This window comes from Terriglobia bacterium (assembly GCA_020073085.1).
GTDB lineage: Bacteria > Acidobacteriota > Terriglobia > JAIQFV01 > JAIQFV01 > JAIQFV01.
In genome coordinates, this window is the sequence record JAIQFV010000010.1 from 164,787 (window position 1) to 189,766 (window position 24,980).

26 protein-coding genes are annotated in these 24,980 nt (G+C 56.8%); 10 read left to right on the forward strand and 16 right to left on the reverse strand.

The features are described from left to right. Positions 1–13: 13 nt before the first annotated feature. The 6 genes from LAO21_12325 (at position 14) to LAO21_12350 (ending at position 5,962) form a co-directional block, all read left to right on the forward strand. On the forward strand, positions 14–1,147 hold the full coding sequence (locus LAO21_12325) for a fibronectin type III domain-containing protein (protein MBZ5553501.1): 1,134 nt from the start codon (positions 14–16) through the stop codon (positions 1,145–1,147). A gap of 104 nt (positions 1,148–1,251) precedes the next feature. Continuing rightward, positions 1,252–2,007, forward strand: coding sequence for a fumarylacetoacetate hydrolase family protein (locus tag LAO21_12330; protein MBZ5553502.1), 756 nt, complete (start codon positions 1,252–1,254; stop codon positions 2,005–2,007). A 53-nt stretch (positions 2,008–2,060) separates the two neighbouring features. Beyond that, entirely contained in the window at positions 2,061–2,726 is a 666-nt protein-coding gene (gene fsa / locus LAO21_12335) for a fructose-6-phosphate aldolase (protein ID MBZ5553503.1), read from the forward strand. Positions 2,727–3,011: 285 nt separating this feature from the next. Then, positions 3,012–4,571, forward strand: coding sequence for an acyl-CoA carboxylase subunit beta (locus LAO21_12340; protein ID MBZ5553504.1), 1,560 nt, complete (start codon positions 3,012–3,014; stop codon positions 4,569–4,571). A gap of 214 nt (positions 4,572–4,785) precedes the next feature. After that, the gene (locus LAO21_12345; protein ID MBZ5553505.1) at positions 4,786–5,142 is read left to right on the forward strand and encodes a DUF962 domain-containing protein; all 357 of its coding nucleotides are present in this window, start codon (positions 4,786–4,788) and stop codon (positions 5,140–5,142) included. A 361-nt stretch (positions 5,143–5,503) separates the two neighbouring features. Continuing rightward, positions 5,504–5,962 (forward strand): hypothetical protein, encoded by a 459-nt coding sequence (locus LAO21_12350; protein ID MBZ5553506.1) that lies wholly within the window; start codon positions 5,504–5,506, stop codon positions 5,960–5,962. Positions 5,963–6,093: 131 nt separating this feature from the next. Here the strand turns inward: LAO21_12350 and LAO21_12355 are convergent, their stop codons facing one another. Together LAO21_12355 and LAO21_12360 are read right to left on the reverse strand one after the other, a co-directional pair. Next, a complete protein-coding gene (locus LAO21_12355; protein ID MBZ5553507.1) occupies positions 6,094–6,603 on the reverse strand; it encodes a DinB family protein in 510 nt (169 codons plus the stop codon). A gap of 103 nt (positions 6,604–6,706) precedes the next feature. Next, positions 6,707–7,330, reverse strand: coding sequence for a hypothetical protein (locus tag LAO21_12360; GenBank protein MBZ5553508.1), 624 nt, complete (start codon positions 7,328–7,330; stop codon positions 6,707–6,709). A 439-nt stretch (positions 7,331–7,769) separates the two neighbouring features. On the opposite strand from LAO21_12360, the gene LAO21_12365 reads away from it, so the two are divergent. Next, positions 7,770–8,723 (forward strand): L,D-transpeptidase, encoded by a 954-nt coding sequence (locus LAO21_12365; GenBank protein ID MBZ5553509.1) that lies wholly within the window; start codon positions 7,770–7,772, stop codon positions 8,721–8,723. 155 nt (positions 8,724–8,878) lie between these two features. Here the strand turns inward: LAO21_12365 and LAO21_12370 are convergent, their stop codons facing one another. Further along, a complete protein-coding gene (locus LAO21_12370) occupies positions 8,879–11,545 on the reverse strand; it encodes a S9 family peptidase (protein MBZ5553510.1) in 2,667 nt (888 codons plus the stop codon). Between the two features lie 86 nt (positions 11,546–11,631). Here LAO21_12370 and LAO21_12375 point away from each other — a divergent pair, with 86 nt between their 5' ends. Then, complete coding sequence (locus LAO21_12375; GenBank protein ID MBZ5553511.1) at positions 11,632–12,090, forward strand: DUF2721 domain-containing protein; 459 nt, start codon at positions 11,632–11,634, stop codon at positions 12,088–12,090. 287 nt (positions 12,091–12,377) lie between these two features. On the opposite strand, the gene LAO21_12380 is transcribed toward LAO21_12375, so the two are convergent. Further along, entirely contained in the window at positions 12,378–12,629 is a 252-nt protein-coding gene (locus LAO21_12380) for a hypothetical protein (GenBank protein MBZ5553512.1), read from the reverse strand. 211 nt (positions 12,630–12,840) lie between these two features. Here LAO21_12380 and LAO21_12385 point away from each other — a divergent pair, with 211 nt between their 5' ends. Continuing rightward, the gene (locus tag LAO21_12385; protein ID MBZ5553513.1) at positions 12,841–13,707 is read left to right on the forward strand and encodes a hypothetical protein; all 867 of its coding nucleotides are present in this window, start codon (positions 12,841–12,843) and stop codon (positions 13,705–13,707) included. A gap of 116 nt (positions 13,708–13,823) precedes the next feature. On the opposite strand, the gene LAO21_12390 is transcribed toward LAO21_12385, so the two are convergent. The 8 genes from LAO21_12390 to LAO21_12425 all read right to left on the reverse strand — a co-directional run bounded on the left by LAO21_12390 (position 13,824) and on the right by LAO21_12425 (position 19,769). Continuing rightward, the gene (locus LAO21_12390; protein MBZ5553514.1) at positions 13,824–14,459 is read right to left on the reverse strand and encodes an LON peptidase substrate-binding domain-containing protein; all 636 of its coding nucleotides are present in this window, start codon (positions 14,457–14,459) and stop codon (positions 13,824–13,826) included. Between the two features lie 48 nt (positions 14,460–14,507). Continuing rightward, entirely contained in the window at positions 14,508–14,768 is a 261-nt protein-coding gene (locus LAO21_12395) for a hypothetical protein (protein MBZ5553515.1), read from the reverse strand. Positions 14,769–14,831: 63 nt separating this feature from the next. After that, complete coding sequence (locus tag LAO21_12400) at positions 14,832–15,440, reverse strand: Fe-Mn family superoxide dismutase (protein ID MBZ5553516.1); 609 nt, start codon at positions 15,438–15,440, stop codon at positions 14,832–14,834. Between the two features lie 316 nt (positions 15,441–15,756). Further along, positions 15,757–16,506 (reverse strand): urate hydroxylase PuuD, encoded by a 750-nt coding sequence (locus LAO21_12405; GenBank protein MBZ5553517.1) that lies wholly within the window; start codon positions 16,504–16,506, stop codon positions 15,757–15,759. Between the two features lie 157 nt (positions 16,507–16,663). After that, on the reverse strand, positions 16,664–17,269 hold the full coding sequence (locus tag LAO21_12410; protein ID MBZ5553518.1) for a DUF3501 family protein: 606 nt from the start codon (positions 17,267–17,269) through the stop codon (positions 16,664–16,666). Continuing rightward, positions 17,266–18,528: a 4Fe-4S dicluster domain-containing protein gene (locus tag LAO21_12415; protein MBZ5553519.1), complete on the reverse strand. Its 1,263-nt coding sequence runs from the start codon at positions 18,526–18,528 to the stop codon at positions 17,266–17,268. The genes LAO21_12410 and LAO21_12415 overlap by 4 nt, the downstream gene beginning before the upstream one ends. Positions 18,529–18,709: 181 nt before the next feature. After that, positions 18,710–19,156 carry a rubrerythrin family protein gene (locus LAO21_12420; GenBank protein MBZ5553520.1) on the reverse strand — a complete coding sequence of 149 codons (447 nt, stop codon included), beginning with the start codon at positions 19,154–19,156 and terminating at the stop codon, positions 18,710–18,712. A 109-nt stretch (positions 19,157–19,265) separates the two neighbouring features. Further along, a complete protein-coding gene (locus LAO21_12425) occupies positions 19,266–19,769 on the reverse strand; it encodes a transcriptional repressor (protein ID MBZ5553521.1) in 504 nt (167 codons plus the stop codon). A 973-nt stretch (positions 19,770–20,742) separates the two neighbouring features. On the opposite strand from LAO21_12425, the gene LAO21_12430 reads away from it, so the two are divergent. Then, positions 20,743–20,886 (forward strand): hypothetical protein, encoded by a 144-nt coding sequence (locus LAO21_12430; GenBank protein MBZ5553522.1) that lies wholly within the window; start codon positions 20,743–20,745, stop codon positions 20,884–20,886. A 43-nt stretch (positions 20,887–20,929) separates the two neighbouring features. Here LAO21_12430 and LAO21_12435 read toward each other — a convergent pair whose 3' ends face one another. The 4 genes from LAO21_12435 to LAO21_12450 all read right to left on the reverse strand — a co-directional run bounded on the left by LAO21_12435 (position 20,930) and on the right by LAO21_12450 (position 24,793). After that, positions 20,930–21,961 carry a ThiF family adenylyltransferase gene (locus LAO21_12435; protein MBZ5553523.1) on the reverse strand — a complete coding sequence of 344 codons (1,032 nt, stop codon included), beginning with the start codon at positions 21,959–21,961 and terminating at the stop codon, positions 20,930–20,932. Positions 21,962–22,058: 97 nt separating this feature from the next. Beyond that, on the reverse strand, positions 22,059–22,751 hold the full coding sequence (locus LAO21_12440; GenBank protein MBZ5553524.1) for an NUDIX hydrolase: 693 nt from the start codon (positions 22,749–22,751) through the stop codon (positions 22,059–22,061). A gap of 39 nt (positions 22,752–22,790) precedes the next feature. After that, positions 22,791–23,420, reverse strand: a complete 630-nt coding sequence (locus tag LAO21_12445) for a cysteine hydrolase (GenBank protein MBZ5553525.1) — start codon at positions 23,418–23,420, stop codon at positions 22,791–22,793. Further along, positions 23,417–24,793 (reverse strand): nicotinate phosphoribosyltransferase, encoded by a 1,377-nt coding sequence (locus LAO21_12450; GenBank protein MBZ5553526.1) that lies wholly within the window; start codon positions 24,791–24,793, stop codon positions 23,417–23,419. The genes LAO21_12445 and LAO21_12450 overlap by 4 nt, the downstream gene beginning before the upstream one ends. Positions 24,794–24,980: the final 187 nt, after the last annotated feature.

Here is a 24,980-nt window from a genome sequence, read left to right on the forward strand (position 1 = left end):
CCTCAAGCACTCAGTGAATCCCAAAATTGATCTTCTGTGTCAACGACGCGACCCTCACCGGCGCGCCGGCGCGGTCCTGCAAGCCATGCTGTTCATCGCTACCGCGATCTGGAGTGCCGGCTGTGGTAAGGTGGGACCCCCTCTCCCTCCCGAGATTCTGATCCCCCGGCCCGTCGTCGATCTGACTTCCCGGCAGATCGGGCCCGACGTCAGGCTCACATGGACGCTGCCCGCATTCAATCTCAACGGAACCAAGGCCACCACCCTCCTACGGATCGATGTCTATCGGCAGATCGTGCCCGCCTCGAGTCCAACCCCGGGGGCTGAGGAGATTTCCAAACAGTTTCGAGGCTCCAAAATCATGTCCATCGACATGGTCAATCGGGACGCCTTTATGGAACAGGGAAAGATGGTTTTCACTGACCAATTCCCGGGACTCGATCCCGAAACCCTGGCGTCCAGTCAACTGTGGTACGCCGTCAAGGTCATGAACAAGAAAAAACAAGACGCCGGGTTCTCCACCCTCGCCGTGAGGCAGTGGCTTCCTGTACCCCCAGCGGTCGCTCATATCGATTTCAAGGCCGAGGAAACTCAAATTATTCTGACCTGGGAGGCTCCCCCCTCGACGGCGTCTTCCGGCGGGTCGATCGTGGGTTACAGTGTCTATCGAGGGGAGCAAAGCGGCGTGGTCCCGTCCGCGCCCCTCAACGAAGAGCCGATCCTCAATCCCCGCTATGAAGACCGCAATTTCCAGTTCGGCAAGACCTATTACTACACCGTGCGGTCGGTGGTCCGGGACAGGAAGTTCACGGCAGAGAGCCGCAGCTCTCCCGAGTCCGCCTTCAAGCCTGTGGATGTATTTCCGCCCAAGACTCCGACGGGCTTGATTGTCGTCTTTGCCGATGGCAAAATGAATCTTCTCTGGGATGCGAGCCTTGAGCCGGATTTTGCCGGGTACAACGTGTTTCGCAGTGATGATGGGGTGACCTTTACAAAGATCAATGATTCCCTGCTAAAGTCTCCCACCTTCCGCGATGAGAGGGTTGAGGCGGGGAAGAAGTACCTTTACCGGGTCAGCGCCGTGGACCAGACCGGGAATGAGAGCCCCCCCTCGCCGACTGTAACTCAGAATGCGGGGGGTGGTTAGCTCAGGGGGGCATGATTGTTTACCGCCGAGGCCATGGGTGTTCCTCCTGTTAATTGCCGGCGGCTTGGCGTTTATCTTTTTCGTGAAGTGGGAAGGAGCTCGCCGTGAAGTTTTGCCGGGTGTTGTGGGAGGACAAGGTCTGCCATGCCATCTTCGACAAGGGCCATCTGACCATCGTCGACGGGAATCCTTATGCCGAGTGGCGACCCACCATTCTCCACTTAAGTGTGGACGGCGCGAGGTTCTTTCCCCCCAGCTGTCCCACCAAAATCGTTGCGATTGGCCGCAATTATCGCGATCATGCCGCCGAGCTCGGCAATGAGGTGCCCCGCGAGCCCTTGATTTTTCTTAAACCTCCCAGCGCGTTGATCGGGCACGACCAGGAGATTGTCTATCCCCCCCAATCAAAGCGGGTCGATTATGAAGGGGAGCTGGGTGTTGTGATCGGGAAACGGAGCCATGGGCTGAAGAACGCCTCCGAGGCCCAGGGGGCCATCTTCGGATACACCCTCATCAATGACGTCACGGCGCGTGACCTGCAAAAAGCCGACGTTCAGTTTACCCGCGCAAAGAGTTTCGACACCTTCTGTCCGGTGGGACCCTTTATTGAAACCGAACTCGATCCGACCAACGTCCTCGTGGAAACCTATTTGAACGGCGAACGGCGTCAGCACGCCTCGACCTCCAGCATGGCGTTCGATGTGAACACTCTGGTACAATACATCTCGAACATCATGACCCTGGAACCCGGCGATTTGATATCCACCGGGACACCTGCGGGCATTGGTCCGATGCAGCGGGGAGACGTGGTCGAAGTGAAAATCGATTCGATCGGGACCCTGCGCAATCGAGTGGTTTGAAAATCTGGCGAGTGGGGAAGCGGGTTCCCCTGCTTTTTAGAAAGGATGCTCCTATGAAATTCTTCCTGGATACGGCAAACATCAAGGAAATCCGTGATGCGGCAAGCTGGGGCGCCATCGACGGCGTCACCACAAATCCCTCCCTGGTCGCCAAGGAGGGGGTTGGATTTGAACAGCGGGTCAAAGAGATCTGCGCGGTGATCAAGGGCCCGGTCAGCGCCGAAGTGACGGCGCTCGACGTGGAGGGCATGTTGAAACAGGGGCGCGCGTACGCCAAATGGGCCCCCAATATCTACGTCAAGGTACCGCTGACGATTGATGGGCTCAAGGCCTGCCGCACCTTCTCTCAGGAGGGGATCCACACCAACGTGACCCTCTGCTTCTCGCCTTCACAGGCCCTGCTCGCAGCCAAAGCGGGTGCGGATTTCGTGAGTCCGTTTGTCGGACGCCTCGACGACATCTCCACCGATGGCATGCACCTGATCCGCCAGATCGTGCAGATTTATAAGAACTACAATTACAAGACCGAGGTCCTTCTCGCCTCAGCGCGCCATCCCCTCCACATCGTGGAAGGGGCGCTTGCCGGTGCCCACATCTGCACCATGCCCTTCAAGGTGCTGGAATCGCTCGTTAAACACCCTCTCACCGATCGCGGCCTCGAACAGTTTCTGAAGGATTGGGAAAAGGTGCCGAAACCGGAAACGGTGGGGGTCAAGTAGGGTCCGGCGGGCGCTTTTCTCGCTTGAAACGATAGATCCTCCGGCTGCATATGATTCATGATGCGGTCGAACTCAGACGTCGGATGTCAGAAGTCGGAATTCCCCTGTAGGGGCGCACAGAGGTGCGCCCTCTTTTGAAGTCGGGAAAAAGAAATAGGAATCTCATTTCTACTCGCGGGCCCTCGCTTTAAAGGGTCTGAATATTGACGGTGGGCATCTTGATTCTGACTTCCGACATCCGACCTCTGGTTTCTGACTTCCGAATCCACCACCCGTGAGCCCCTCATGCCGACTACTAAAGTCCACAGCAAACTCGATGAATTGAAGGCCCGCAACGCCCAGGCTGAGTTGGGGGGCGGCGAGGCGCGTCTGGCCAAGCAGCGCGCTGAAGGCAAGATGACCGCACGGGAGCGCATCGAGTTCCTGCTGGATGAAGGAACCTTCGAAGAGGTCGGTAAATTTGTCACTCATCGTTGCCAGGACTTCGGGATGCAGGATCAGAAGCCGGTCGGGGACGGATTCGTCACCGGCTACGGGCGCATCGAGGGACGGCTGGTGTATGTTTTTGCGCAGGACTTCACCGTCTTCGGGGGAAGCCTCAGCGAAACCAACGCGCAAAAAATCTGCAAGATCATGGACCAGGCGATGCGGAATGGGGCTCCCGTGATCGGTTTGAACGACAGTGGAGGGGCGCGAATTCAGGAGGGAGTGATGTCACTGGCGGGCTATGCCGACATCTTCCTCCGCAACACCCTGGCCTCCGGCGTGGTCCCCCAGATCTCCGCCATCATGGGCCCGTGCGCGGGGGGCGCGGTGTACTCGCCCGCCATCACCGACTTCATCGTGATGGTGAAAAAGACCAGTTATATGTTCATCACCGGCCCCGACGTCATCCGGACCGTCACCCATGAGGAAGTCACAAAGGACGAACTGGGCGGCGCCATGACGCACAACGCGAAAAGCGGGGTCGCCCATTTTGCCGTGAACGACGACCGCGAATGCCTGGCCCTCATTCGCGAACTGTTGTCCTTCATCCCTTCAAACAACGTCGATGATCCGCCCCGAAAACCCACCCGCGACCCCGTCGACCGTGCCGACGAAAAACTCAATCACAGCATCCCCGAAGAGTCCTATATTCCTTACGACATCAAAGACATCATCCACACCGTGGTGGACGACAACTATTTCTTCGAGGTGCAGGAGCATTTTGCGCAAAACCTCGTGATCGGCTTCGGCCGGTTTGACGGCATGCCGGTGGGGATCGTGGCCAACCAGCCGGCTGTGCTGGCCGGAACCCTCGATATCAATGCCTCCATCAAGGGGGCACGCTTTGTCCGGTTCTGCGACGCCTTCAACATTCCTCTGGTCGTGTTCGAAGATGTTCCCGGGTTCCTCCCGGGAACCAGCCAGGAATTTGATGGAATCATCAAGCATGGGGCGAAGCTGTTGTTTGCATTTGCTGAAGCCACCGTGCCCAAGGTCACGGTCATCACGCGCAAGTCCTACGGCGGGGCCTACTGCGTCATGGCCTCCAAACACATTCGCACCGATATGAACTATGCCTGGCCCAGCGCCGAGATTGCGGTCATGGGACCTGAGGGGGCCGCGAATATCGTTTATCGAAGGGAGATCGCGTCCGCCAAGGACCCCGAGCCGGTGCGCCGGGAAAAGATTCAGGAGTTCAAGGACAAGTTCGCCAACCCTTATGTCACCGCCGAACTGGGCTATATCGACGAAGTCATCGAACCCCAACAAACCCGGAAGAAAATCATTACTGCGCTCCACATGCTCGAGAACAAACGCGACAGCAATCCTCCGAAGAAGCATGGCAATATTCCCTTGTAGTTTCTTGGGTAGTAACGACTTCAGTCGTTCCACCCAATGATCCAAACTCGTAGTAACGACTTCAGTCGTTCCACACCCAATGATCCAAACTCGTAGTAACGACTTCAGTCGTTCCACACCCAATGATCCAAACTCGTAGTAACGACTTCAGTCGTTACCATTCAATGATCCAAACTCGACGTAACGACTGAAGTCGTTACTACGGCATTGATCCATGAGCGCCACTCCGATACCTCGAATTGCCAGCTTCAAGAAGTTCTGGCCCTTTTACGTGGGGGAGCATTCCCGAGCAGCCACCCGTTGGCTCCACTTTGCCGGGACGTTGGGCGGAACCATCGCCCTGTTCATTCTGATTGTCACAGGATACCGTCGGTACATTCCGCTCATCCTCGTTTATTCCTACGGGCTCGCCTGGATCGGTCATTTTGGGGTTGAGAAGAATCGTCCCGCGACCTTCAAATACCCGCTATGGTCGTTCCTCGCCGATTACAAAATGTGTGCGTTCATGCTGGCGGGAAGAATGGGTGCAGAACTCCGGAGAGTGCTGCCCGGAGAAAAATCGGACTATTGAGCAGGGTGACTTATCGTGTTGGAATGAAGCGGTCAGACGGTCAATCCAGCTAAGGCAGTCCGGGCGGTCTCGGCGGAGTCCACTATGAACCGTGGGGGTCCGGCGAGGGCTCCTGGAGACAACCCGGTGAAGGTTCCCCTGAATCAAACCATCTGCCATTGCGGAGGGTTACCCAATCGGACACCGCCGACATTTTGAGACTTGAGCGTTCTTCGCGCCGGCGTTATACTCCCGCGCATGGCGGAGACGAAACTCCCCAACCCTAAAACTGAACCTTGAGATTCGACCAGAATCTCATTCGAAGCAATGCTTATGGCATTGTCAATCGATGGCACGTGTCATGGCGAAAGGAGAGCGGCCTATGAAAAGAGTCATATTTGTTCTTGTGATATTTCTTGCCTCAACTCAGCTGCGTGGTGCAGAGCCCTTCCAGTATGGCCAGTATTGGCAGAGCCTGTCCAAGGAGATGAAGGAAAATTATGTGATCGGATTCAAGGACGGGGTTGCCAATGCGTTATACCATGTGAGGGCCAAGTCTTACCTGGACCAAGATCCCAAGAATCAGAAGGAACTGAGGGCTTTTGAAACGGCGATGAAAGACCTCATCAGCATCCATTCCGATGAGCACGTTCTGGCCGAAGTGATGACGGATCTGTACAAGGATCCCGCGAACACTTACATCCCGAGCACAGAGATCCTCGTCATTGCACAGGCAAAACTGGATGGAAAACACGTCGAAGCCAACCTTCTGGAACAGAGGAAACTGGTCTTCGAATTAGAAAAACCCCCTGAAAATCGTAAAATGGCGGCAAAGAGATAGGACCCAACCGATTGCAGTACAAAGAGTCTTGCCCGGTGGCGCATACCTCATGCAGCATACGGGGTATGCGCCATCCGGTTTGTAGGTGTTGGGCTCGGACATCTGAAATTTCAATTCGGATGTAGTCCCGCCTACATCGCCCCCTCATCGGCCGACGGCCCGTAGATGGCAGGCACGGGGACGTTGTTTAGGCGCAGGTAGACTCCAAGCTGCGCGCGATGATGAATGCTGTGGTTCATGACGACACTGCGAAGCACGGCAAGGCGGGGCATTGTGAACACGGTCTTCCCGTTCGCCAGCAGAGACCACGGCTTCATGAGGTGTTCGTCGTTCGCTCCGGAGATCGTATTACGCGCCGCCGCGACATTTTTGTCGAACGTCTCGAGGAGCTCTTTCCGCGACTTCGGGGGTGAAATCGGTTTCACCGGAACGCCCTGAGGAGCCACGTCCAGGGAATCCGAGTCAATGATCCGGGTCGTCCAGGTGAGGATGTTGGCAAGATGCCCTGCAAGCCACCCCATCGTGGGAGATTTTTCGTGGGGCTTCCAGTCGAATTTGTCCTCCGGGGTGCGTTCGAGCGTCTTTCGAGTGTTGGCCATCTCCTGGTCGAATTCCGGGAGCAGTGCATTGCCGAGTGCCATACATCCCTCCTTTTAGTCACCTGCATTTAGAATGGACATTCCCCGTGATGCATCGGCGTCGAAGATCGCGCCGCGCAGGTCGGCCCTTTCGCTATGACCGCCCCTAGCCTCGCGTCGGAGCGACCAGCGCCAGCCAGCCGGCCAGGGTGGCGAGCTTCTGGTCCTCGGTCCACGGGGGACCGAGAGTTCGCCCCATTTCGTCAATGCGGGCCTGCAGTTTATCGACCATTAACTCCAGGTCTGACGCGGCCCGTTCCCACAGCTCGCGTTCCTGCACCATCGTGATGGGGAGGCCAAAGTGCTCGCTTGCATGGATGAGGGCATGACGAAAGAAATCGCCCTCCGCTGCATGGATCAGGGCATGTGACGCGAGAGTTGCAGCGAGCGTCTTAGCGGGATTTCCTGAACTGAGAAGAATTCCACACCCGGAGATATCAAGACCCTTCTTTTGCAGGGGAGGGATGACATCGCGCAGAACTTGTCGCGCCATGAGTTCCGTGCGGCGCGTGCAGTCGTTGATGAACTTCTCCGCATCCTTCAAATCCAACTTTTCAGCGGCGTGATAGGGCTGAGCGGATCCCTGAATCGCCGGGTCGACCAGTTCGATCCGCCGACGGTCGAGCACCAGCGGCGAACGCGGGGAGCCCGTGAGGACAACCAAGGCTGCCCATCCCGAGTGCGAACGGAATCCCAGTGCGGCGTGCATCTCATCGCGTCTCTTGGGCATATTGACTCCCGGGCGAATTCAAGTTCACAAGCCCGTTCAGAAGTGATAATGATCTTCTCCCTCAAATGAGCAGGTATACAGTATCGATTCCGGTAACGTCAAGCCCTCAGGGGACAGACATAGAAGAGCAGCCTTCGTCCTATTCATCTTTATCGGCGTTTCCCCCCCAGTTCCGTCGGCCAGCCTTCTGAAATCCACCCCCTTGTTTCTCACCCTTGTGCTTTCGGCCCTTGAGCCTTCCCTGCCTCCGCGTTATACTCTCGTCGAAGCGCTCCGCCCCGGCTTGCGAGGCGGAGGGGATGCTCCCCCAATCAACCCGTGGGAAGGCAAGGTCTGCCGCGAAGACTTCATGGGTAACTCAAGCATCAGGCGCTGGCACAGATGGTCTCAGAAAAAAAGAGTGCCCTTCCCCACCCACTCCAGATGAACAGAATCGTCCATGAATAACTTGTGCCCTCACGTCCCAGTGCATGCTCCCTTCGTTCGTCTCATAGTTCTCGCCTTCTTTCTCATGGCTCCCGGCGCCTGCAAGAGAGAAAAAACGGCCCCGGTTCAGAAACCGGCGGAGAGTACCCAGGAGTCCATCCCGACGCCCAAGGAAATTGATCGGGGTATCCCGGCGGCGCCTTTGGGCACCTCAACTCTGGAATATCGCGCTGAAAAAATTGGCGGAGAGCGGTGGCTGATTCAGCTCATGGCAACACTGGGTCCGGAACAGTGGGAAAGAGTGATGAAGGTCAACCGGGTGGACCTGGCCCATGTCCGGGAGGGCGAAATGTTAATGCTCCCTTCGGTGCTGACCGACGATCTTGTGCTTTCCCCTCTCCCAAATCCGGTGGAGAAGATCCAGGGGATTCAGAAGATCCTCTTCGTATCCCGGCGGGTGCAGGCGTTTGCCGCGTATGAACGAGGCCGGCAGGTTCACTGGGGTCCCGCGAGCACCGGAAAGAAAGCGACTCCGACCCCGGCGGGACTTTATCACACGAATTGGAAGGCCAAGCAGCGCGCCAGCACCGTGAACGGAGAGTGGATCCTGCCCTGGTACTTCAACCTCGCCAACTTTGGAGGCATCTCCTTTCACCAATACGAATTGCCTGGCTATCCCGCTAGCCACTCCTGTGTTCGTCTTTTGGAGTCGGATGCAAAATGGATTTACGATTGGGCCGACCAGTGGGTGCTCGCAAAAGATGGCGCCACCGTCATTCTTCCAGGAACCCCGGTCATTGTTTTCGGTGATTATGATTATCGTGCCAGGGAGGTTCCCTGGAAGAAACTGGCGGAGGACCCGCACGCCACCCTCATCACTGTTCAAGAAATCGAGGAAGCCGTCCAGCCCTTGTGGGCAGATTTGGGAGCGGAGGCCCGGACGCGAGAGGCCCTCGCCCATCGATGAGCGCCCGGGTGGACAATCCCGCGCCAGGCCCCTATCCTTCTTTTTTCTTCATGACAAAGAGAGTCCCTGGGATGAAGGGGACTGACACCCTTTCGACATCAACTGGAGGTCGTCAAAAATGCAGGTGTCTGTCCCCGCTTGATCCTCCGCGGATCTTACTGCATCAACTCGGCGGTCAACGTCGCGCCCCCCATTTGTGAGAGGACCGCAGAGTACTTCACCGCTTTGCGGGAATCCGTAGCCACCCAGATCGTCATCTTGTCAGTGCCTCCATCCGCGGAGGAGACCTCGATCTTGTACGCATTGAAGGTTCCGGCGGGGACGGTTACACTCTCGGAACCTGTCACCTGGAGTTGCATCAGTTTGGGTTTCTGCTTCTGTAAGTCCAGGTTGCGGAAGGTGGTGGAGTAACCCTCCTTGATGGGCAGACAAGCGATCGCCTGCATCTGCCCCGCTGCGTCCGCAAACAAGGGCCCTCCCAGATCGACACTGATGGGCCGGTCTTGCCCGCCCATGCTCATCTTGCCGGTGGCCTTGTTATCGACCACCTCAAATTCGATGGTGGCGGGCCCCTGTTTCACGGTCCGCTTGCGGAGCGTGAGTGTGTCCTTGTCGAGTACGGCGGTATCAACGAATTCTCCCATCGCCGAGGTCGTTGTATCCGTTGCCGTCCAGGCGCCGCCCTCCTCCTTGATATCGGTCTTGATATCCAGGGTAATGGCTTGGGCCCCTGCCTGGATCTTGGCCTGGTATTTATAGGTGCCCGAGACCAAAGCATTGGACAGCTTGGGGGTACCGACCAAATTAGGATCCACCTTCTTGGCCAGCGTCACAGTCTTGGGATCGACGGTAATTTCCGTGAGCCGGGTCGCCACCTCCGGCGTCATGCTCTCCTGGAAGCGACCTCCCAGATGCTTGGCGAGGAATTTTTCGGCGCTGGCGATCATGGCCATATTGTTCACCGGCCGGGCGAACCCATGCCCCTCGTCGGGCGCCACCAGGTACTCCACCGGAAATCCGTTCTCCCGCAATGCAATCACGATCTGGTCGGATTCTGCCTTATTGACGCGCGGGTCATTCGCGCCCTGGACGACGAGCAGCGGCGTCTTGATCTTGGCGGCGGAATTGAGTGGAGATTGCCGCTGCAACTGGGCCTTCCCCCCCGGGGTGTTGGGGTCGCCCATACGCACATAGAACGTCTTGCGAATGGGCTCCCAATAAGGGGGAATCGAGTCGAGGAGCGTGATCAGGTTTGACGGGCCGACGATCGACACCGCCCCCGCATACAAGTCGGGCGTAAACGCCACGCCCGCCAGGGTGGCATATCCTCCGTAGGACCCGCCCATGATTCCAATGTGCTTGGGATCGCCGATGCCCTTCGACACCAGGTACTTGACGCCCCACGTCAGATCATCTTGCATCTTCTGGCCCCACTCCTTGTTCCCCGCATTAATGAACTTTTTTCCATATCCGGTCGATCCGCGGAAGTTGGGAGCCAGAACCGCGTAGCCTCGATTCGCGAAAAACTGCCAGTAAGGGTTGAACCCCCAAAGATCCCGCGCCCAGGGGCCGCCATGCGGGAAGACCACCACCGGCAGGTTCTTCTCCGGGACGCCCTTCGGAAGGGTCAAATAAGCCGAAATCTCCAGGCCGTCCGACGAAGGATACCGAACCACCGTTGTTGACGTGAGGTTCGCGCGGTTCAGGTTCTCCCGAATACGATATTGCAGCGTCAGCTTGCGGGCCTTACGATCAAACAGGTAGGTTTCACCCGGCTCGTTGTCGGCGGTTGCTGAGACGATCCAGAGCTGTTCGTCCCGGGTGTGCGACCCAAAGTTGATCTGCTTCCGCGGCAACTTGGTTTGCAGCCATTTGTAGTCCGCCTCAAACACTTTGTCCTTCCAGTACTCCCGGCGCTTGTCGTCAATGTAAATTGTCGCGATCATCTCGTCGGTCAGTTCAGAGAAAATCGCCGAGCCGAAATCCACCCGCTTGAGGGGATCGGACTCAACCAGTTCTTCTTTACTGGTCTCGGGGTCCAGGAGCACCAGGCGGGTGAGATCAATTTCGCTCCCCTTGTTCGTCACCATGTAGACCCGTTTGTTATCCTTGGCAAACCGGATGGTGTCGCAACCCTCGAGGACGTCACAGGAGTAAATCTTGGTGACGCCGCTCGGATCGAGGCGCAAAATCTCGGTGTCGCCGTTTTCAGCCGAACGGGCCGCCAGACGAAGCTGATCCTTGTTGTCGAACTCCCAGCCGGCAATGCGATCGGTGTTCTTACGGACCAGCGTCCGCTCTCCGGTGGAGATCTTAACCTTGTAGAGGTCATGCCAGGCCTTGTCACGGTCATTCAGACCCACATAGAGAAGGTCGGGATCGCTCTTGGGAACCGCATAAATAATGGCGCGAGCCCCCTTGGCCATGGTGATATTGCGCGCGGTCGGCACTTCTACGCCCGCGGCCGGCTTGTCCGCCGGGTTTACGGCATAGACGTTGTAGTTTTCGTCTCCGCCCTGGTCCTGGACGAAGAGGATGTACTGGCTGTCGCGGCTCCAGAAGAAGCCGGGGATGGGCCGCTTGGTGTCGTTGGTCACCGGCTTGGCGGCGCTGAACGGCTCCTCGGTCTTCTTCACCCAGACGTTGCGGGTCTTGTTGAGCGGTTTGAGAAAGGCAATGTACTTGCCGTCCGGGGAAATCTGCGCGCCGGCGATCTCCGGATCGCCAAAAAACAGTTCGCGGTCGATCAGCGGCGGCTGTTGCGCCAAAAGAGGGACCGCTAAGAGAATGAAGAACAAAAATAGCTTGGCTGCTCGTTTCATGATTCCTCCTGCAGGTGTGTGTAAATGCAACATAGGATAGAATGACAAGACTCTGACTGTCCATAGAATCCTATGATGGAGCCCTTATGCCCGTAACCACCGTCGCACAACTGATCCCCGTTCTCCAAACCGCCATTGGCCCGGTCATCCTGGTGTCCGGAGTGGGCCTCCTTCTGCTTACAATGACGAACCGCCTCGGGCGAGCCATCGATCGGGCACGCATCCTGTCGGCCGAGCTGCCGACCGCCACCGGCGACAACCGGGCGAAGATCGTGGCACAGCTTCGCATCCTCTGGCGCCGGTCGCGCCTCATCCGCCAGGCAATCGCCCTGGTGTCCACGAGCGCCCTGGCCGCGGCAGTGCTCATCATCGTATTGTTCTTTACCGCCCTGCTTCAGATAGAGACCGCCTGGCTGATCAGCCTGTTGTTTATCCTTTGTATGGCCTGTCTTATTGCCTCACTGGTCGTCTTCATTCAGGATATCAATCAATCGCTCGCAGCGCTTAAGCTCGAACTGAGCGTCGACGGGTTTGACGGAGTCTGAGAAATAAGGAGTTCAACATTGGGTCACGGTGCTGGCCAAGTCATCCACCGCGGCGGGAGAAGTGGGAGGTCGGAAGTCAGAGGAAAAACAAATCCTCGGCTGTTCCCTTTACCCGGCTCTCAGAGAGAATGTGAATCTCGCGCCTTATTCTGGATGATGCTGGGTGGGTATTGGGACGCAATGGCCGCAAAAAAATCGGCCCCGAGATATCTTCCGGGGCCGTTTCCACTCAAAAGGAGGGTGAACTGGGGGGTTCACAGGAGGGAAAATCGTCGCATCGCCTGCCCTCACATTAACGCGAACGAAGGGTGATAAATGGAGTGATTCAGGCGATTCAATTTCTGATTCAACCGGCGCTCGGCCTTCTTCAGGATCTTCGCGGTCTCCTGAACGCTGTAATGCAATCGATCCGCGATCTCTGGAACATTCAATCCTTTATAATGCTTGCACACGAAAGCATCGCGCTCGCTCTGCGGCAGTTTGTTGATGGTCTCGATAATGAGATTTGTCGTTTCAACCTTCCAGTCTTGTTGTGTCATAACCACCCCCACTGCTCCTTGCACGATACTCTGTTTCTTATTACGGTTGAGAACAACCAAAGTTCCAAATTTCTTTGTTCATTTCTTTAGACGTAAGATGTATCAAAAAGTTTGAATAAAATCTCCCTGAAATTGTAAAAATTTGTCATCATGAAGCTGATTGGCGCGGTTTCACGTAGCATGAGGGAGTTCTCATGCGGGAGGAGGGATCGTGAAGAAATTCCTTGAATTCTTGCTCATTTTCTACGTGGGGACCTGTTGGGTCGGGAATGTCCCCGGCTCAGCGCAGACACCTGAGCAACCTGCTCCCGGCACACTGTTGCGTGAGGTCGTCGCCCTTCAGCTCCGGAACATTGACGGACGATATCATTTCCGCTACGACGAGGAAGACATCACGGAGGATCTCGGCGCCGACGGAAATCCCAGGCATTTTGACACCAAGCTCATGCAATGGATTCACACCGACTACGACTCTTATGTCAAATATCTCGCCATAAACGGAGCGTTCTACGGCGCCCCAGTCCTTGCCGACCAGCAGAACAAAATTGATCGACAGATCAAGGAGGTTGAAGCCAAGCCCGAAAGCCAGCGCCGGGCCCTTCACGAAAAGACGGTCAAGGAGCGCGAAAAGGAGAAGGATTTTATCCGCAGCCTGCCGGAGGCCTTCGACTATCAACCTCAGGGAGAGCAAACCATCAACGGTCATCCGAGCTGGATCTTTTCGTTCACCCCCCGCCCGGGCTTTCATCCTCCCTCGCGCGAGACGACTTTTTTGAAGACGCTGACAGGGAAGATCTGGATCACTGAAAATGAGCATCAATTGATTCGTCTGAAAGGGACCCTCGAGGACGACGTCGATTTTGGCGCCGGGCTGTTCGGCAGCGTCAAGAAAGGCTCCACCATCACCCTCGAGCAATCGCCGGGACCCGCCGGTTTGTGGTTTCCCGCATTCACGGAGATGGAATTCCGCGCCAAGGTCTTTGTGAAGGGTCAGAATCGGATTGAGATCAGCCGATACAGCCGGTACGAAGAAACATCAAGTCCGAAGAAGAAGATCGAGGTTGAGAAAATCCCTTAAGGCAGATGCCTCCACGGGGTTTTCCGGAAGTGGGATTTCAACATTGGGAGTGGTTGGCTTTCCGGGGCGGGATGCCGTGTGCCGTCGCTGGCGCTGTTTGACTGCGAAGGAGCGGATCAGGTCAGGTGCCCGTTTCCGCCGACCCGGGTTTTTGCCTTCTGAAAGTGTTCAATCTTGGGTAACAGTTCCTCCAGGTAACGCTCCAGTTCTGCCAGGCGCTTTGTTTCGCTCCGCATCCCGAGCAAATTCTGACAAACTTCCAAAGGAAGACCCAAGTGTTCCGCGACTGAAAAGGCGAGCCGCGGCGCCTTGGCATCCACCATCGTCAGATTCGTGTTGGGTTTGGCGACGGCGAGGACAATCTTGGCATAGCTCGCCTTCACGGACTCGGAAAGTCTTCGGACCTCATCCGGATCCTCAGCCTCCTCATCGTCAAAAAAAGAAACCTCCGCCCGGAGCACCTCTTCCTCGGAATTCTCCGTGATGATCTCAAATCGACGGACTCCCTCGGTGACGATGTCGAGGCGGCCGTCATCGTAGCGTTTCACGAGGTCCTTGATGCGGGCGGTGCACCCGACTTCCGCCATTTCGTTCTCCCGCATCAGCACCACACCAAACTCCGTCTTGTTGTCCAGACAGCCGCCGATCAATTTCCGGTAGCGCGGCTCGAAAATGTGCAAAGGGAGAGAAGCCCCGGGAAACAGGACCACTTCCAGCGGGAAGAGTGGCAACAAGAGCGGGTGATTGGACATGTCCCCTTCGCAAGGACGCCCTCCCGTCCGGCGGGAGCGCGTCACCGATCACGGCCGGTTGGTGAAGAGCTCTATGATGTAATCATGCAGGGAATCATACAGGATCCTCTGAAAGGCCCACGTGAACCGGGGGTTCTCCAAATCACGAGGCGCCAGGTGGATCGTGTAAGTATGGCCGGAAACCGCGGGGTCGCGCAATTGGATCAGGACATCCACCCCCTCATCCCCTTCTCCCGGTTGGGCGGAAAAGGACACGAGGGGATGGTCATAGTGATCTAACGCCGAGTTTACCTTCTCCAGAGAGCTCAATTCACCCCGGTGGCCATTCGCATGGCGGTCGCAGACTTTGCCGGCCTTTCACCTCCCGAAGGGTTACCTCGCAGCGCTGGCGGCCTTGTTGAGCGCGGCGAAGCGCCTGTTCACCACATTCCAGTCGATGCTCTTTATGAATGCGGACAGGTAATCCCCTTTGGTCGTCCCGTAGTCTATCATGTACGCATGTTCCCAGCAATCGAGCGCCAGCAGGGGTTCCTGATGAACGGGGTACCCGATATGATGTTCGAATAGGATGTAATGGTGTAGTTCGTGATCCGTGCGGTTGTGGGTCAGGATCACCCAGCCCGGGGTCGACGCGCCTGCCGCCTTCAGATCGGCTGTCCACGCATCGCGGGAGCCGAACGATCTTTTAATGGCGTCCGCCAGCTCGTTGGAGGGCTCGCCGCCCTTGGGACTCAGATTCTCGAAATACATCTCGTGCAAAAAGGCCCCGTTGAAGGCGACCGCCTCGCGCCGCTTGAGTTCGGAATATTCACTGAAGCTGTAATTCGCTGTGCTGCGATCGCTTGACTTCAGCTTTTCCTGAATTTCATTCAACTTCTTCACATACCCCTGGTAGAGACCAAAGTGCGCCTTCAGCTGCTTCTCGCTTAAGCCCTCGATCTTTCCCAATAAATGATCAAAATTTCTTGCGACTACGGTCATGATTTTCTCCTTTTTCCTGATATCTATTCAATTCGGAAGCCACCCAAACAACCCTCCCGCAAGCGGGTCGGGTTCTCCGTTCATCTTGTCTGGGGACTGCGTCTATTATATCGCATCGCGACATGAATTACTTCTCTTTCTGTGATCCGGGCAGCGGCTCTTCCGCAGAGGAGGAAGGGGAGTGCAGCGTGTGCCTGTAAATCGATGGGGGGAGAACCCTGTCCAACGGGGGCGGTTCTAGTGGAGGTTCAAAATGGAGGCCCCAACTGAGAGGGCCTCCCTCGTGCGGGCACGTTCGAAGAGACTCAAGGCCGGCTCACTTCCCCAGGAACGGGAAATGGCTCGCCGCGCCCATGAAAAACAGCATCGGGATGGAAAGCCAGAAATTCATCCTTGAAGCCAGGAACGCCCGACGGGCCAGCTTGGCGGATTCCGGCGGAATAGGGGTTCCGCTTTCCGCATTCGCCTTCGTCCAGGCAATGATCCGTTTCTGGTGCGGCCAGATGATTCCCCACACGTTCAGGAGCATGATGACTCCCATGCCTCCGCCAATCCCGATGGAGAGGGCTCGATTGCTCGAATCCGGAGTGGCATTGAACTGGAGGACGCACCACGCCAGAAGAAACATGATGATCGCCACCAGCACAGCGATGAGATATCCGTTGTTCAAAGCCCCGGAAACCGGCCGCAGGATAAGGAAAATCAAAAGCCAGGCCACGACCACCACTGCCAGCCAGGTCCCGAAGATCCGACCCACCGAAGGCTCCCGGCTCAAGATGATCATGTAGTACCAGATGCCGATGAACACCGTGCCCACCGCGCCCCAACGGAACCAGAACAGCGCCCGCGGCATCAACTGCGGGATCACCTTCCCCTTGGTGGGCGCATCCAGCGACTTCATCAAATTCACATTGACCAGATTGAAGAAATAGAGCATCCCGATCCACGTAATGCCGGCCAGGAAATGAAGCCATCGCAGAAAGATTTCCTGCCATGCCATCGCATTGTCTGGAAATTGAATCACCATCCAGAATGAGATCAGAGATCCCCAAATCATGTGGGCCATAATTCATCCTCCTCCATTGAAAAAACTTGCATGAATTGGCAACCTGAGAAAGCCTGATTGTGGTTTTTCTTTGCGTGAATAAGGACTTGGAAAGATCCCCCGCACGATAGGGGTTTACAGCCCGGCTGTCAACGAAATTCGGCGACTTCGGGGCCCTCTACCCGACTCCCACGGAGGCGCCCTCAAAATCCCGGGCCAGGGCCTCCCGTTGCTCCGCAGTAAGCGAAGTCCGGGCCGCATAATTGGGATGATCGATCACCAGGGCGACCGGCACCGTGGGGTCACGGAACCAGCTTTGCTCCTCCCTGGTGAAGGGAAAACGAACGTACTGGACGGCGCTGATCCTGTCTTCCTTGCTGTGCCCTTCTTCGAACCGGCCAAACACGCGGGCCAGCCCTCCCATTTCAAAAAAAACACAGTCGCCCTGGTCCAGGCCCTGAAAGCGGTCCAGCTCCGGCTTGATGTCGGACGGCGTGGTGATTTCAATAAACAGGGTGGCACTTAACTCGTCCGCGTCCGGCAGGATTTGATTGTAGACGTCAATCTCGTCCTGGATTCTGCGTTCATCCACCATTCGTTCAGCTCGTATCATCTCCTGGACCTGAAACTTGACCGTCTCCCGGTTCTCAAACACCAGAGACACCTTGTCGCCGACCGGGAGCCGCCGATGTTGTTTCAGCGCGATGATGTGACGCCTGAACTCGTCCCGAATCTTTTCGTACTCGTAGAGGTTTCTGACATCGTCCACAGTGAGTTTTTTCATAATCCGCACGCCTTGGCAAAGATTCTCACAGGATGCAGCGCCTCGCGTCCCGTCCCCTGCTTGATCCGCAAGGCCGAGAGCGGACAATCCGTGGCAATGAACTCGGGCGCCGGTTCCTGCACTTCTTTCAACAGTGGTTGGGCGAGCTTGAGCGAGAGGTCATGGTACTGCTGTTTCATTCCCCAGGTCCCGTCCACCGCTGAACAGCGCTCCACCACCTGGACCCGGGCGCCGGCCAGTTGCAAAAGATCGCGTGATTTATAGCCCAGGTTTTGCGCCTTCAAATGGCACGACAGCTGATAGGACACCGTTCCGAGCTTGGAGACAAACTGGGTGTCCAGCGCCCCCTCTTGGTGCAACTTCATCAGATACTCGCAGCTGTCGAAGGTGTGGGCAGCGACCAGTCGGGCGTCCTCCGAGTTCAACAGGAAAGGATACTCCTGCTTGAACGTGTAGCTGCATGTCGGGCCGGGGATGACCACGTCGTATCCGTCCCGAACCTTTTCCGAAAGGAACCGGACATTCTCCGCGGCATCCTGAAGCGCGGTCTTCAAATCGCCGCCGTCCAAAGCCGGCATCCCGCAGCAGCGTTTGTAACCGTCCACGACTTCGATGCCGTTTTTCTCGAGGATACGAACCAGCGCTTTGCCGGTCTCCACGTCGCTGTAATTCACCGAACACGTGGAAAAGAGGGCGACCTTGCGCTTTTTGCCGACGGGTTTGCCATTCGCCCCCCGGCGCGGCTTCATCCATCGCGACAGGGTCTGCGACGCATAAGTGGGAAGGGGCCAACGGCGATGAATCCCAACCACCTTTTCCATGAGGAGACGGTGAAGCCCGTTCCGGCTCAGCCAGTTGAAGAGCGGGGCCGTCCAGCTTCCCAGTCGACCGATCAGGTCGGCCTGCGCGAGGAATTTGTCCTGAAACGACACTCCCTGATGACGGGCCTTCACCAGTTTGTCGCGAAGCATCATCCGCGGAAAATCGATCTTCCAGGCGTGGGGCGGGGTGTAGGGACAATGGTTGTAACACAGCTTGCACTGAAAACAGTCGTCCGCGATCACCTTCAAGTCTTCCGCGTTTAACTTTTCGGCGTCGCCGTCGACCCGTTCTTCATCGAGGCGATTGAACAACTCCGTAAACGAAGGGCACAGGTTGAAGCACCGCCGGCAACCGTTGCAGAGGTCGTAAACCCTGCGCTCCTCTTTCTCGATGGCTGCGGTGCTCCAGAATTGCTCGGATTGAAAGTCGTAACTCATAGGGTCTCCGATTACCGTAGCCACAAATCTCCCGGACAGTGCGACGGCGTTTCGGCTCCAACGGAAAAAAGTATGGACGGGATAAGTTCAGAAAACCCCGGAGCGGCAATCCACCGGGGTGAATGGACCACCCCCCGGACGGATCGCTGCACCGAGGATCGAATGCGGTCACCGGCCCCCCTCAGGCGATGGCTTCCGAGGGTTCCTTCCCGGCAATGATGGTCAACCCCTTGGTGAACCGTCCCGCGTGAGACTTCTCGGCCTTGGCCAGGGTTTCAAACCATTCGGCGAGTTCGTTGAACCCTTCCGTGCGGGCCGTCTTCGCCATCCCGGGATACATCTCGGTGTATTCGTATGTCTCCCCCTCAATGGCCGATTTCAGATTGGCCTCGGTTGCGCCAATGGGAATTCCGGTCACGGGGTCGCCCACTTCTTTCAAGAAATCAAGGTGACCAAACGCATGCCCGGTTTCGGCCTCCGCCGTGTCCCGGAACAGGCCCCCGATATCCGGATAGCCTTCGATGTCGGCGCGGCGGGCGAAGTACAGGTAACGGCGATTCGCCTGCGATTCCCCTGCAAACGCATTCTTCAAGTTCTCATGACTCTTGGTGCCTTTCAGTGATGGCATATGTCCTCCTCGGTGAATTCAGTTGAGAAACGGTAAGTGTCGGTGTCGAGCTGAATCCGCATGCCAAGGAACGATGTCGGCGTTCCCTAAGCCTAGCGCATTCCTCCCCTTATTCCAAGCGGTTCCTGCGTTTTCGGCGGGTGCTGCAACCGGCGCAGGATCCGCTGAACTCAAAATAATGATCTCGAATTTGGAAATCGAATTTCCGCGCAAACCGCGCGGTCAAGGTCTCGAAAGAACGATCTTCAATGTCGTCGATCCTCCCGCACCGCTCACACACCAGATGGGCATGCGGCGACCGTTTCCCGTCAAAGCGCTGCCGGCTTCCCCCGGAAAAGATCCTCCTCGCCACCCCGATCTGGGCGAACTGATCCAGGATTTGGTAGACCGTCCCGAGGCTCACCATGGGATGCTGCTTGCGGACCTCCGCAAACACCATATCGGGCGTGGGATGGTAATTGTCGCGCTGCAGGACTTCGAACACGGCCAGTTTCTGCGGCGTCACGCGCATGCCATGGGGGTGCAAATGAGCGGCCAGGGTCACCCGGGGGTGATCCCGGGAACCCCTCCTCCCCTGGAGCTTAATACCCTTCTCTTCCTTATTCGGAATCATTCCTAGTAATAATAACCGGCCGCCCTGTCCTTGTCAAGCGAATTTGTTCCCGGGACAGTTGAGCAGCGACAACAGCGCGAGGGCGTCCCTCTGAACTCGTCTGAACGCGAAGCAACTGCAATTCAGACAGAAGTGTTGGGCAAGAAGTAATGGGGGTCAGGCCCGAATGGTGCTTACTTAAGAAATTGAGCTCTTGATTCATCCCCTTCCCCGAAGGGGAAGTCTTCAATAGCCCAGGGTTGGCCGCCTCGCGGCCTACCCTGGGTGGGGATCACCCCAAAAGAAGAAGGAACCCTGAACATGGTCTTGGAAGCATTGAGGGTCAGACTGGGACATTGGACAAATTATCACTTTGGCTGTTTCAGTGGCGTCAGGACCACATCATTCCGGTCTTTATTTCACCCAAGAGAGTATAATCTAGAGTTGCAAGAGGTCGATCGGATCCCCCGTTGACAACCCTTCCCCCGATGCGGAGTCTGTATGCCGAGGCCATGGCGCATTCAGTGGGAGGGGTGCTGGTATCACGTCACTTTCTGGGAGAGGAATGTGGGTCCCTGTGCCGAACGATTTAAAAGCACCCCGATTTATCGGGGTGTTAAACTATCCCCCATCGCCATTGAACCGATTCATCGGTTTCCTTTCACGAAGCCGTTGAAACGGCTGCGATTCGATTTTGGTGGCGATTTGCCACCCCGATGAATCGGGGTGCTGTCGGAATCCACTCTCGAAGCACCCTGGCTTAATTGGGTGTTTACCAAGCTCCTCACCACTCGTTGGGATTGTCGGCGCCTGATCCGAATTCTCTAAATCACAACGTCCAAGAATCCGGCATCGTGGGTATGGCATCTTTACAACAAATCAAAAACGAAACCTCAGTCGTTGTTGAAAGAGTTGTTGAAAGAAGGAATGACAGGAAGAGCAGAATTGATTATAATGCCCGACTGTTCATCACCACAGGGAGGGCTCAACGAGTATGCGGGAACGACAGAAAGAAATTCGGCGCCGGCGGCATCGCCGCGTCAAACACATCAAACAGCGCACCCGGGCATTGAACGCGCAACATGCCAAGGTATCGCCTGCTCCAGAACCCCCTGCGGCCACCTCCGCTCCCGAGTAACCGGCTGCAGAGCCATTTGCATTCTTGATTGACCTGCCCGGGTTCAACTACCCACATATTTTGCATACAGCGACTTTGCCACAGCGGGGTCTTGTGTCCCCTGGACGATGGCGCGTCCGTCGGCAAACACGCTCAGAGTCACCTCGTTGAGGAGGCAACGAACCAGGTAGGGATTGGATTGGACCGCCCCCGCCGCGGCGAGCTTTTTCTCCAGCTCCGGAATCGACAGTTCCATGGGCCGTGCCGGCAATACCTCGACGGCATTGCGCCCGCACAGCCGAAATGTCCGGGAAGTGCTCCGGGCTTCCAGAAACTCGAAGCGGCCTTGACCACACGCCACGCATCCTGTTCCTTCACGCGCCCGTTTCAAATCCACTTCGCGGAACGAGTTTCGCCAGACGTCAAATGACCGGAAGGAGCGACAGACCTGATCCGTCTGTCCCACCAGAACCTTCATGGCTTCAGCGACCTGAAAACTCGCTACCATCGCGACCGCCGGCGCAATCACTCCCGCCGTCTCGCAGGTGGGAGCGCTTCCCACCGGCGGGGGCTCTTCGAAGAGGCAGCGAAGGCATGGGGTGACCCCCGGAAGGACAACCATGACAGCTCCCTCGCTGGCCACGGCCGCCCCATAAATCCACGGCACCTTCAGCTTCACGCAGGCATCGTTGATCAAGAACCGTGTTTCAAAATTGTCGGTCCCGTCGATCACCAGGCTCGAATTCCGGACCAGGTGCTCGATGTTGGACGCATTGGCATCCAGCACCAGGCCTCTGATCTTAATTGTCGAATTAATGCCCCTGAGTTTCTTTTCAGCCGCCACGGCCTTCGGCCAATGGCCCGCAGCGTCCTGTTCATCGAAGAGGATCTGACGCTGAAGGTTCGATTCCTCCACGAAATCGCGGTCCACCAAAACCAGGTTGCCCATGCCCGCCCGGGCGCACAATTCAGCCGACACCGTTCCCAGGGCACCCAGGCCGAGAATGAGGACTCGCGAGCGCGAAAGACGTTCCTGTCCCTCATGGCCAATCGGCTCGAAGAGAATTTGCCTGGAATAGCGGTTCAATTCAGACATGTTATTCGTCCAACAACATCAGGGAGAACCCGACGAAAAAGCCCGGGCATTCTCTCCCACTCCGCGCGTGGCTGGCAGAAAATAACGGCCGACGAGATTAGAACGAAAACACGATCCCCTTCCCTTTGCGGGCCGAGAATTTTTGTTGTACGAAAGAATAGAGCCGGGCCGGGCGATGGACACCGGCCATGCGCCGCTCCGAGCATCCGCTCAGGATATCCAGCTGAGTCAGCTTCTTTCGGAAGTTACGCTTGTCGATCTTTCGACCCAGGATGATCTCGTAGACTCGCTGCAGTTCCGTCAGGGTAAATTTTTCAGGCAGCAACTGAAATCCAATATTGGAGTATCCCAGTTTATTTCTCAGCCGGTCCAGCGCGCAGAGAAGGATCTCGCGGTGGTCGAATGCGAGGCGAGGCAACCGTCGCACAGAAAACCAGCGGGCCTCCCGGGCATCGTCGGAGGCGTGGACCTCGGCGAGACTCGCGCAGATCAGAGAGAAATAAGCAACGGTGATCACCCGCGTCCGGGGATCGCGGCCAGGCGCTCCAAAAGTGTAGAGCTGCTCAAGATAAACTCCGGAGACGTTGGTTTCTTCTTTCAATTCACGGAGGGCCGCTTCTTCCAGCGATTCCCGGGGGCCGACAAAACCACCCGGAATCGCCCATCGCCCTTGAAAGGGAGGGTTCTTTCGCTGGATCAGAAGGACCTTGAGATGGCCCCTGATCACGGTAAAGAGCACCACGTCGACAGTCACCGCCGGTCGAGGGTATTTTCTGTTTTTCTGTTCCATAGTAGGGCGTAACAGGAGAAGGGGGACGTCGACATGGCCTCAAGCCCGGGCCGTCAAGCCGAGGGTCCCCAGTGCGTTCAAAATGTAGTCCGTCGTCACCAACTCAGCTCCACACGTGTGCATCGCCTCAAGCGCGGCTGCCCCGCTCTGGGGGGCGACCGCCGCCACTGCATCCTCCACCAGGAGCACTGCCTGGCCACGCTTCAGCAACCCCAGCACGGCGGCCTTGACGCAATAATCGGTGGCCACGCCGTAGACGACAAACTTGCGGCCCTTCATTTTTGCAATCAGCCCATCAGCGCAAGGGTTCGAAAAGATATCAAATTTCCGCTTCTCGAGAATGATCTGGTCCGCATCGGCTTGCTGTACCGCCTTCCACGCCGATGGCGCATCACTGACGATCAGCGGCTTTCTGCCCGTAGTCTCTGCGATCTTCCTTTGCCCGGGGGTTCCCGCCACGCAATGCGGAGGAAACTGCTCAAATTCCGGATCGTCGGGCGTATGCGCATCGACCGACGAGAACAGCGGGATGCCGCGTTGTATTGCCACCTCGGTGAGATGCTTGAGATTGGGGATCCGGATTTCGGCCGCGGGAACATAAAGTTGCCCGTCGGGCATCATGAAATCGTATTGTGTATCGATGTCCACAAAGGCCCAATCATTGTTCATAGCGATGGATCTCCCTTCAAATCGATGGTCTGCGACAAAGCCGCCGAGAGTTTCTTCTCAGCCGCTGTGTCTTCCGAAGTCCCACCTGAATTCAGATGCTTCATCTTCTGAAAGAGTCCCTCGAGGGCCTGACTCTTGGTCACTGGATAAGTGTCCGGATTTTCAAAAGTTGCGTAACGCTCCTGGAGCCTGGAGAAATTCAGGGCGGCACGCTCACGGGCAGCACGCAGTGAGGGGAGTGGTGCCAAACGCTGTCCTTCAGCCATGACGCGTTCGAGGAGAGGGACGCCTTGAGTGGGTTCGTCTTCTCGAGCAATGACATCGTGGTCCAACTCCTCTCGCGCATTCATAAACCGAAAAACCTGCTTCTTTCCGGGATAGGTGGCCTTCTGAGCACTGAGCTTCATGCGATATCGGGGGGAGTTTCCCACGGTTTGTTCCACCAGCTTATAAACACCGCCCAGCGCCGCGGCATCGTGAGAGGTGGCGAGTTCCGTGCCGACGCCGAAAACATCGATCGGGGCGCCGTGCTGCACCAGATCGCGAATCTTGTATTCATTAAGGTCGCCCGAGGCCAAGATTTGGACTCCGCTCAACCCAGCGTCATCAAGAATCCTGCGCACCTGCTGGCTCGTCTTCAACAGGTCACCACTGTCGATGCGGACCCCTTTGACCCTTTGGCCCATGCGGGCAGCCTTCCTCGCGCCTTCCACCGTATCGTAGGTATCAATGAGCAACAGGGCGGAATCGGGGAACGCACGGCAATACTTCTCAAAGGCTTCTTCTTCGTCTTCGAAAGTCATCGTCCAGGAGTGGGCTGCGGTGCCGAAAATCGGGATCCCCATCTGGAAACCCGCGTAAACGTTGGAGGTGCCCAGGCAACCACCGAGGTAGGCCGCCCGCGCAGCCAGCACCCCGGCTTCCGGCCCGTGCGCACGGCGAGTTCCGAATTCAATCACGCCTCGCCCTGCCGCGGCGGCAACGACTCGAGTTGCCTTCGTTGCAATCATCGTTTGGAAGTTGATCATGGAGAGGAGATAGGTCTCGACTATCTGCGCTTCGGGCATGGCCCAAAGATCACCCCTGAACCTGAAGTGTTTCAAGTAATCAAAGAAAGCTTCCCTGACATGGGCGAAGGTGGGATGAGAACGAAGGAAATCAATCTCCTCGCTTTGGAACCGGAAAGTCTCCAAGTAATCCACGGCCTGCTCGAGTCCCGCAGCAACCAGGTACGATCGATGCTCCGGCAGATCCCTCACGAAGAGCTCGAACGTGGACGGGTAATTGACCCCGTTTTCAAAATACCCCGCGGCCATGGTCAGCTCATATAAATCCACCAGCAAAGCCTGATGGCCAGAGGTCCCGGTCCCCATCTTCAATTCCTTTCAGCACGACGGCCTCGCCCGAAGTGCCGGACATTCATCGCCTGCTTCCCCGCTCAGGCAGAACCACCCTCATAAGTGTATTCTTTACACTAACTCCTTGGAATGCTAGTCGGTTCATGCCAGCGAGTCAACAGGTTTTCTCGGAAGGAAGGGGCGTTCGTCTTGTTCCTTGGTC

Excerpts from the sequence above, each read along its gene's own strand:
- fsa (MBZ5553503.1), top strand. The coding sequence starts at position 2,061 with ATGAAATTCTTCCTGGATACGGCAAACATCAAGGAAATCCGTGATGCG.
- LAO21_12340 (MBZ5553504.1), top strand. The coding sequence starts at position 3,012 with ATGCCGACTACTAAAGTCCACAGCAAACTCGATGAATTGAAGGCCCGC.
- LAO21_12345 (MBZ5553505.1), top strand. The coding sequence starts at position 4,786 with ATGAGCGCCACTCCGATACCTCGAATTGCCAGCTTCAAGAAGTTCTGG.
- LAO21_12350 (MBZ5553506.1), top strand. The coding sequence starts at position 5,504 with ATGAAAAGAGTCATATTTGTTCTTGTGATATTTCTTGCCTCAACTCAG.
- LAO21_12355 (MBZ5553507.1), bottom strand. The coding sequence starts at position 6,603 with ATGGCACTCGGCAATGCACTGCTCCCGGAATTCGACCAGGAGATGGCC.
- LAO21_12360 (MBZ5553508.1), bottom strand. The coding sequence starts at position 7,330 with ATGCCCAAGAGACGCGATGAGATGCACGCCGCACTGGGATTCCGTTCG.
- LAO21_12365 (MBZ5553509.1), top strand. The coding sequence starts at position 7,770 with ATGAATAACTTGTGCCCTCACGTCCCAGTGCATGCTCCCTTCGTTCGT.
- LAO21_12370 (MBZ5553510.1), bottom strand. The coding sequence starts at position 11,545 with ATGAAACGAGCAGCCAAGCTATTTTTGTTCTTCATTCTCTTAGCGGTC.
- LAO21_12375 (MBZ5553511.1), top strand. The coding sequence starts at position 11,632 with ATGCCCGTAACCACCGTCGCACAACTGATCCCCGTTCTCCAAACCGCC.
- LAO21_12380 (MBZ5553512.1), bottom strand. The coding sequence starts at position 12,629 with ATGACACAACAAGACTGGAAGGTTGAAACGACAAATCTCATTATCGAG.
- LAO21_12390 (MBZ5553514.1), bottom strand. The coding sequence starts at position 14,459 with ATGTCCAATCACCCGCTCTTGTTGCCACTCTTCCCGCTGGAAGTGGTC.
- LAO21_12400 (MBZ5553516.1), bottom strand. The coding sequence starts at position 15,440 with ATGACCGTAGTCGCAAGAAATTTTGATCATTTATTGGGAAAGATCGAG.
- LAO21_12405 (MBZ5553517.1), bottom strand. The coding sequence starts at position 16,506 with ATGGCCCACATGATTTGGGGATCTCTGATCTCATTCTGGATGGTGATT.
- LAO21_12410 (MBZ5553518.1), bottom strand. The coding sequence starts at position 17,269 with ATGAAAAAACTCACTGTGGACGATGTCAGAAACCTCTACGAGTACGAA.
- LAO21_12415 (MBZ5553519.1), bottom strand. The coding sequence starts at position 18,528 with ATGAGTTACGACTTTCAATCCGAGCAATTCTGGAGCACCGCAGCCATC.
- LAO21_12420 (MBZ5553520.1), bottom strand. The coding sequence starts at position 19,156 with ATGCCATCACTGAAAGGCACCAAGAGTCATGAGAACTTGAAGAATGCG.
- LAO21_12425 (MBZ5553521.1), bottom strand. The coding sequence starts at position 19,769 with ATGATTCCGAATAAGGAAGAGAAGGGTATTAAGCTCCAGGGGAGGAGG.
- LAO21_12430 (MBZ5553522.1), top strand. The coding sequence starts at position 20,743 with ATGCGGGAACGACAGAAAGAAATTCGGCGCCGGCGGCATCGCCGCGTC.
- LAO21_12435 (MBZ5553523.1), bottom strand. The coding sequence starts at position 21,961 with ATGTCTGAATTGAACCGCTATTCCAGGCAAATTCTCTTCGAGCCGATT.
- LAO21_12440 (MBZ5553524.1), bottom strand. The coding sequence starts at position 22,751 with ATGGAACAGAAAAACAGAAAATACCCTCGACCGGCGGTGACTGTCGAC.
- LAO21_12445 (MBZ5553525.1), bottom strand. The coding sequence starts at position 23,420 with ATGAACAATGATTGGGCCTTTGTGGACATCGATACACAATACGATTTC.
- LAO21_12450 (MBZ5553526.1), bottom strand. The coding sequence starts at position 24,793 with ATGGGGACCGGGACCTCTGGCCATCAGGCTTTGCTGGTGGATTTATAT.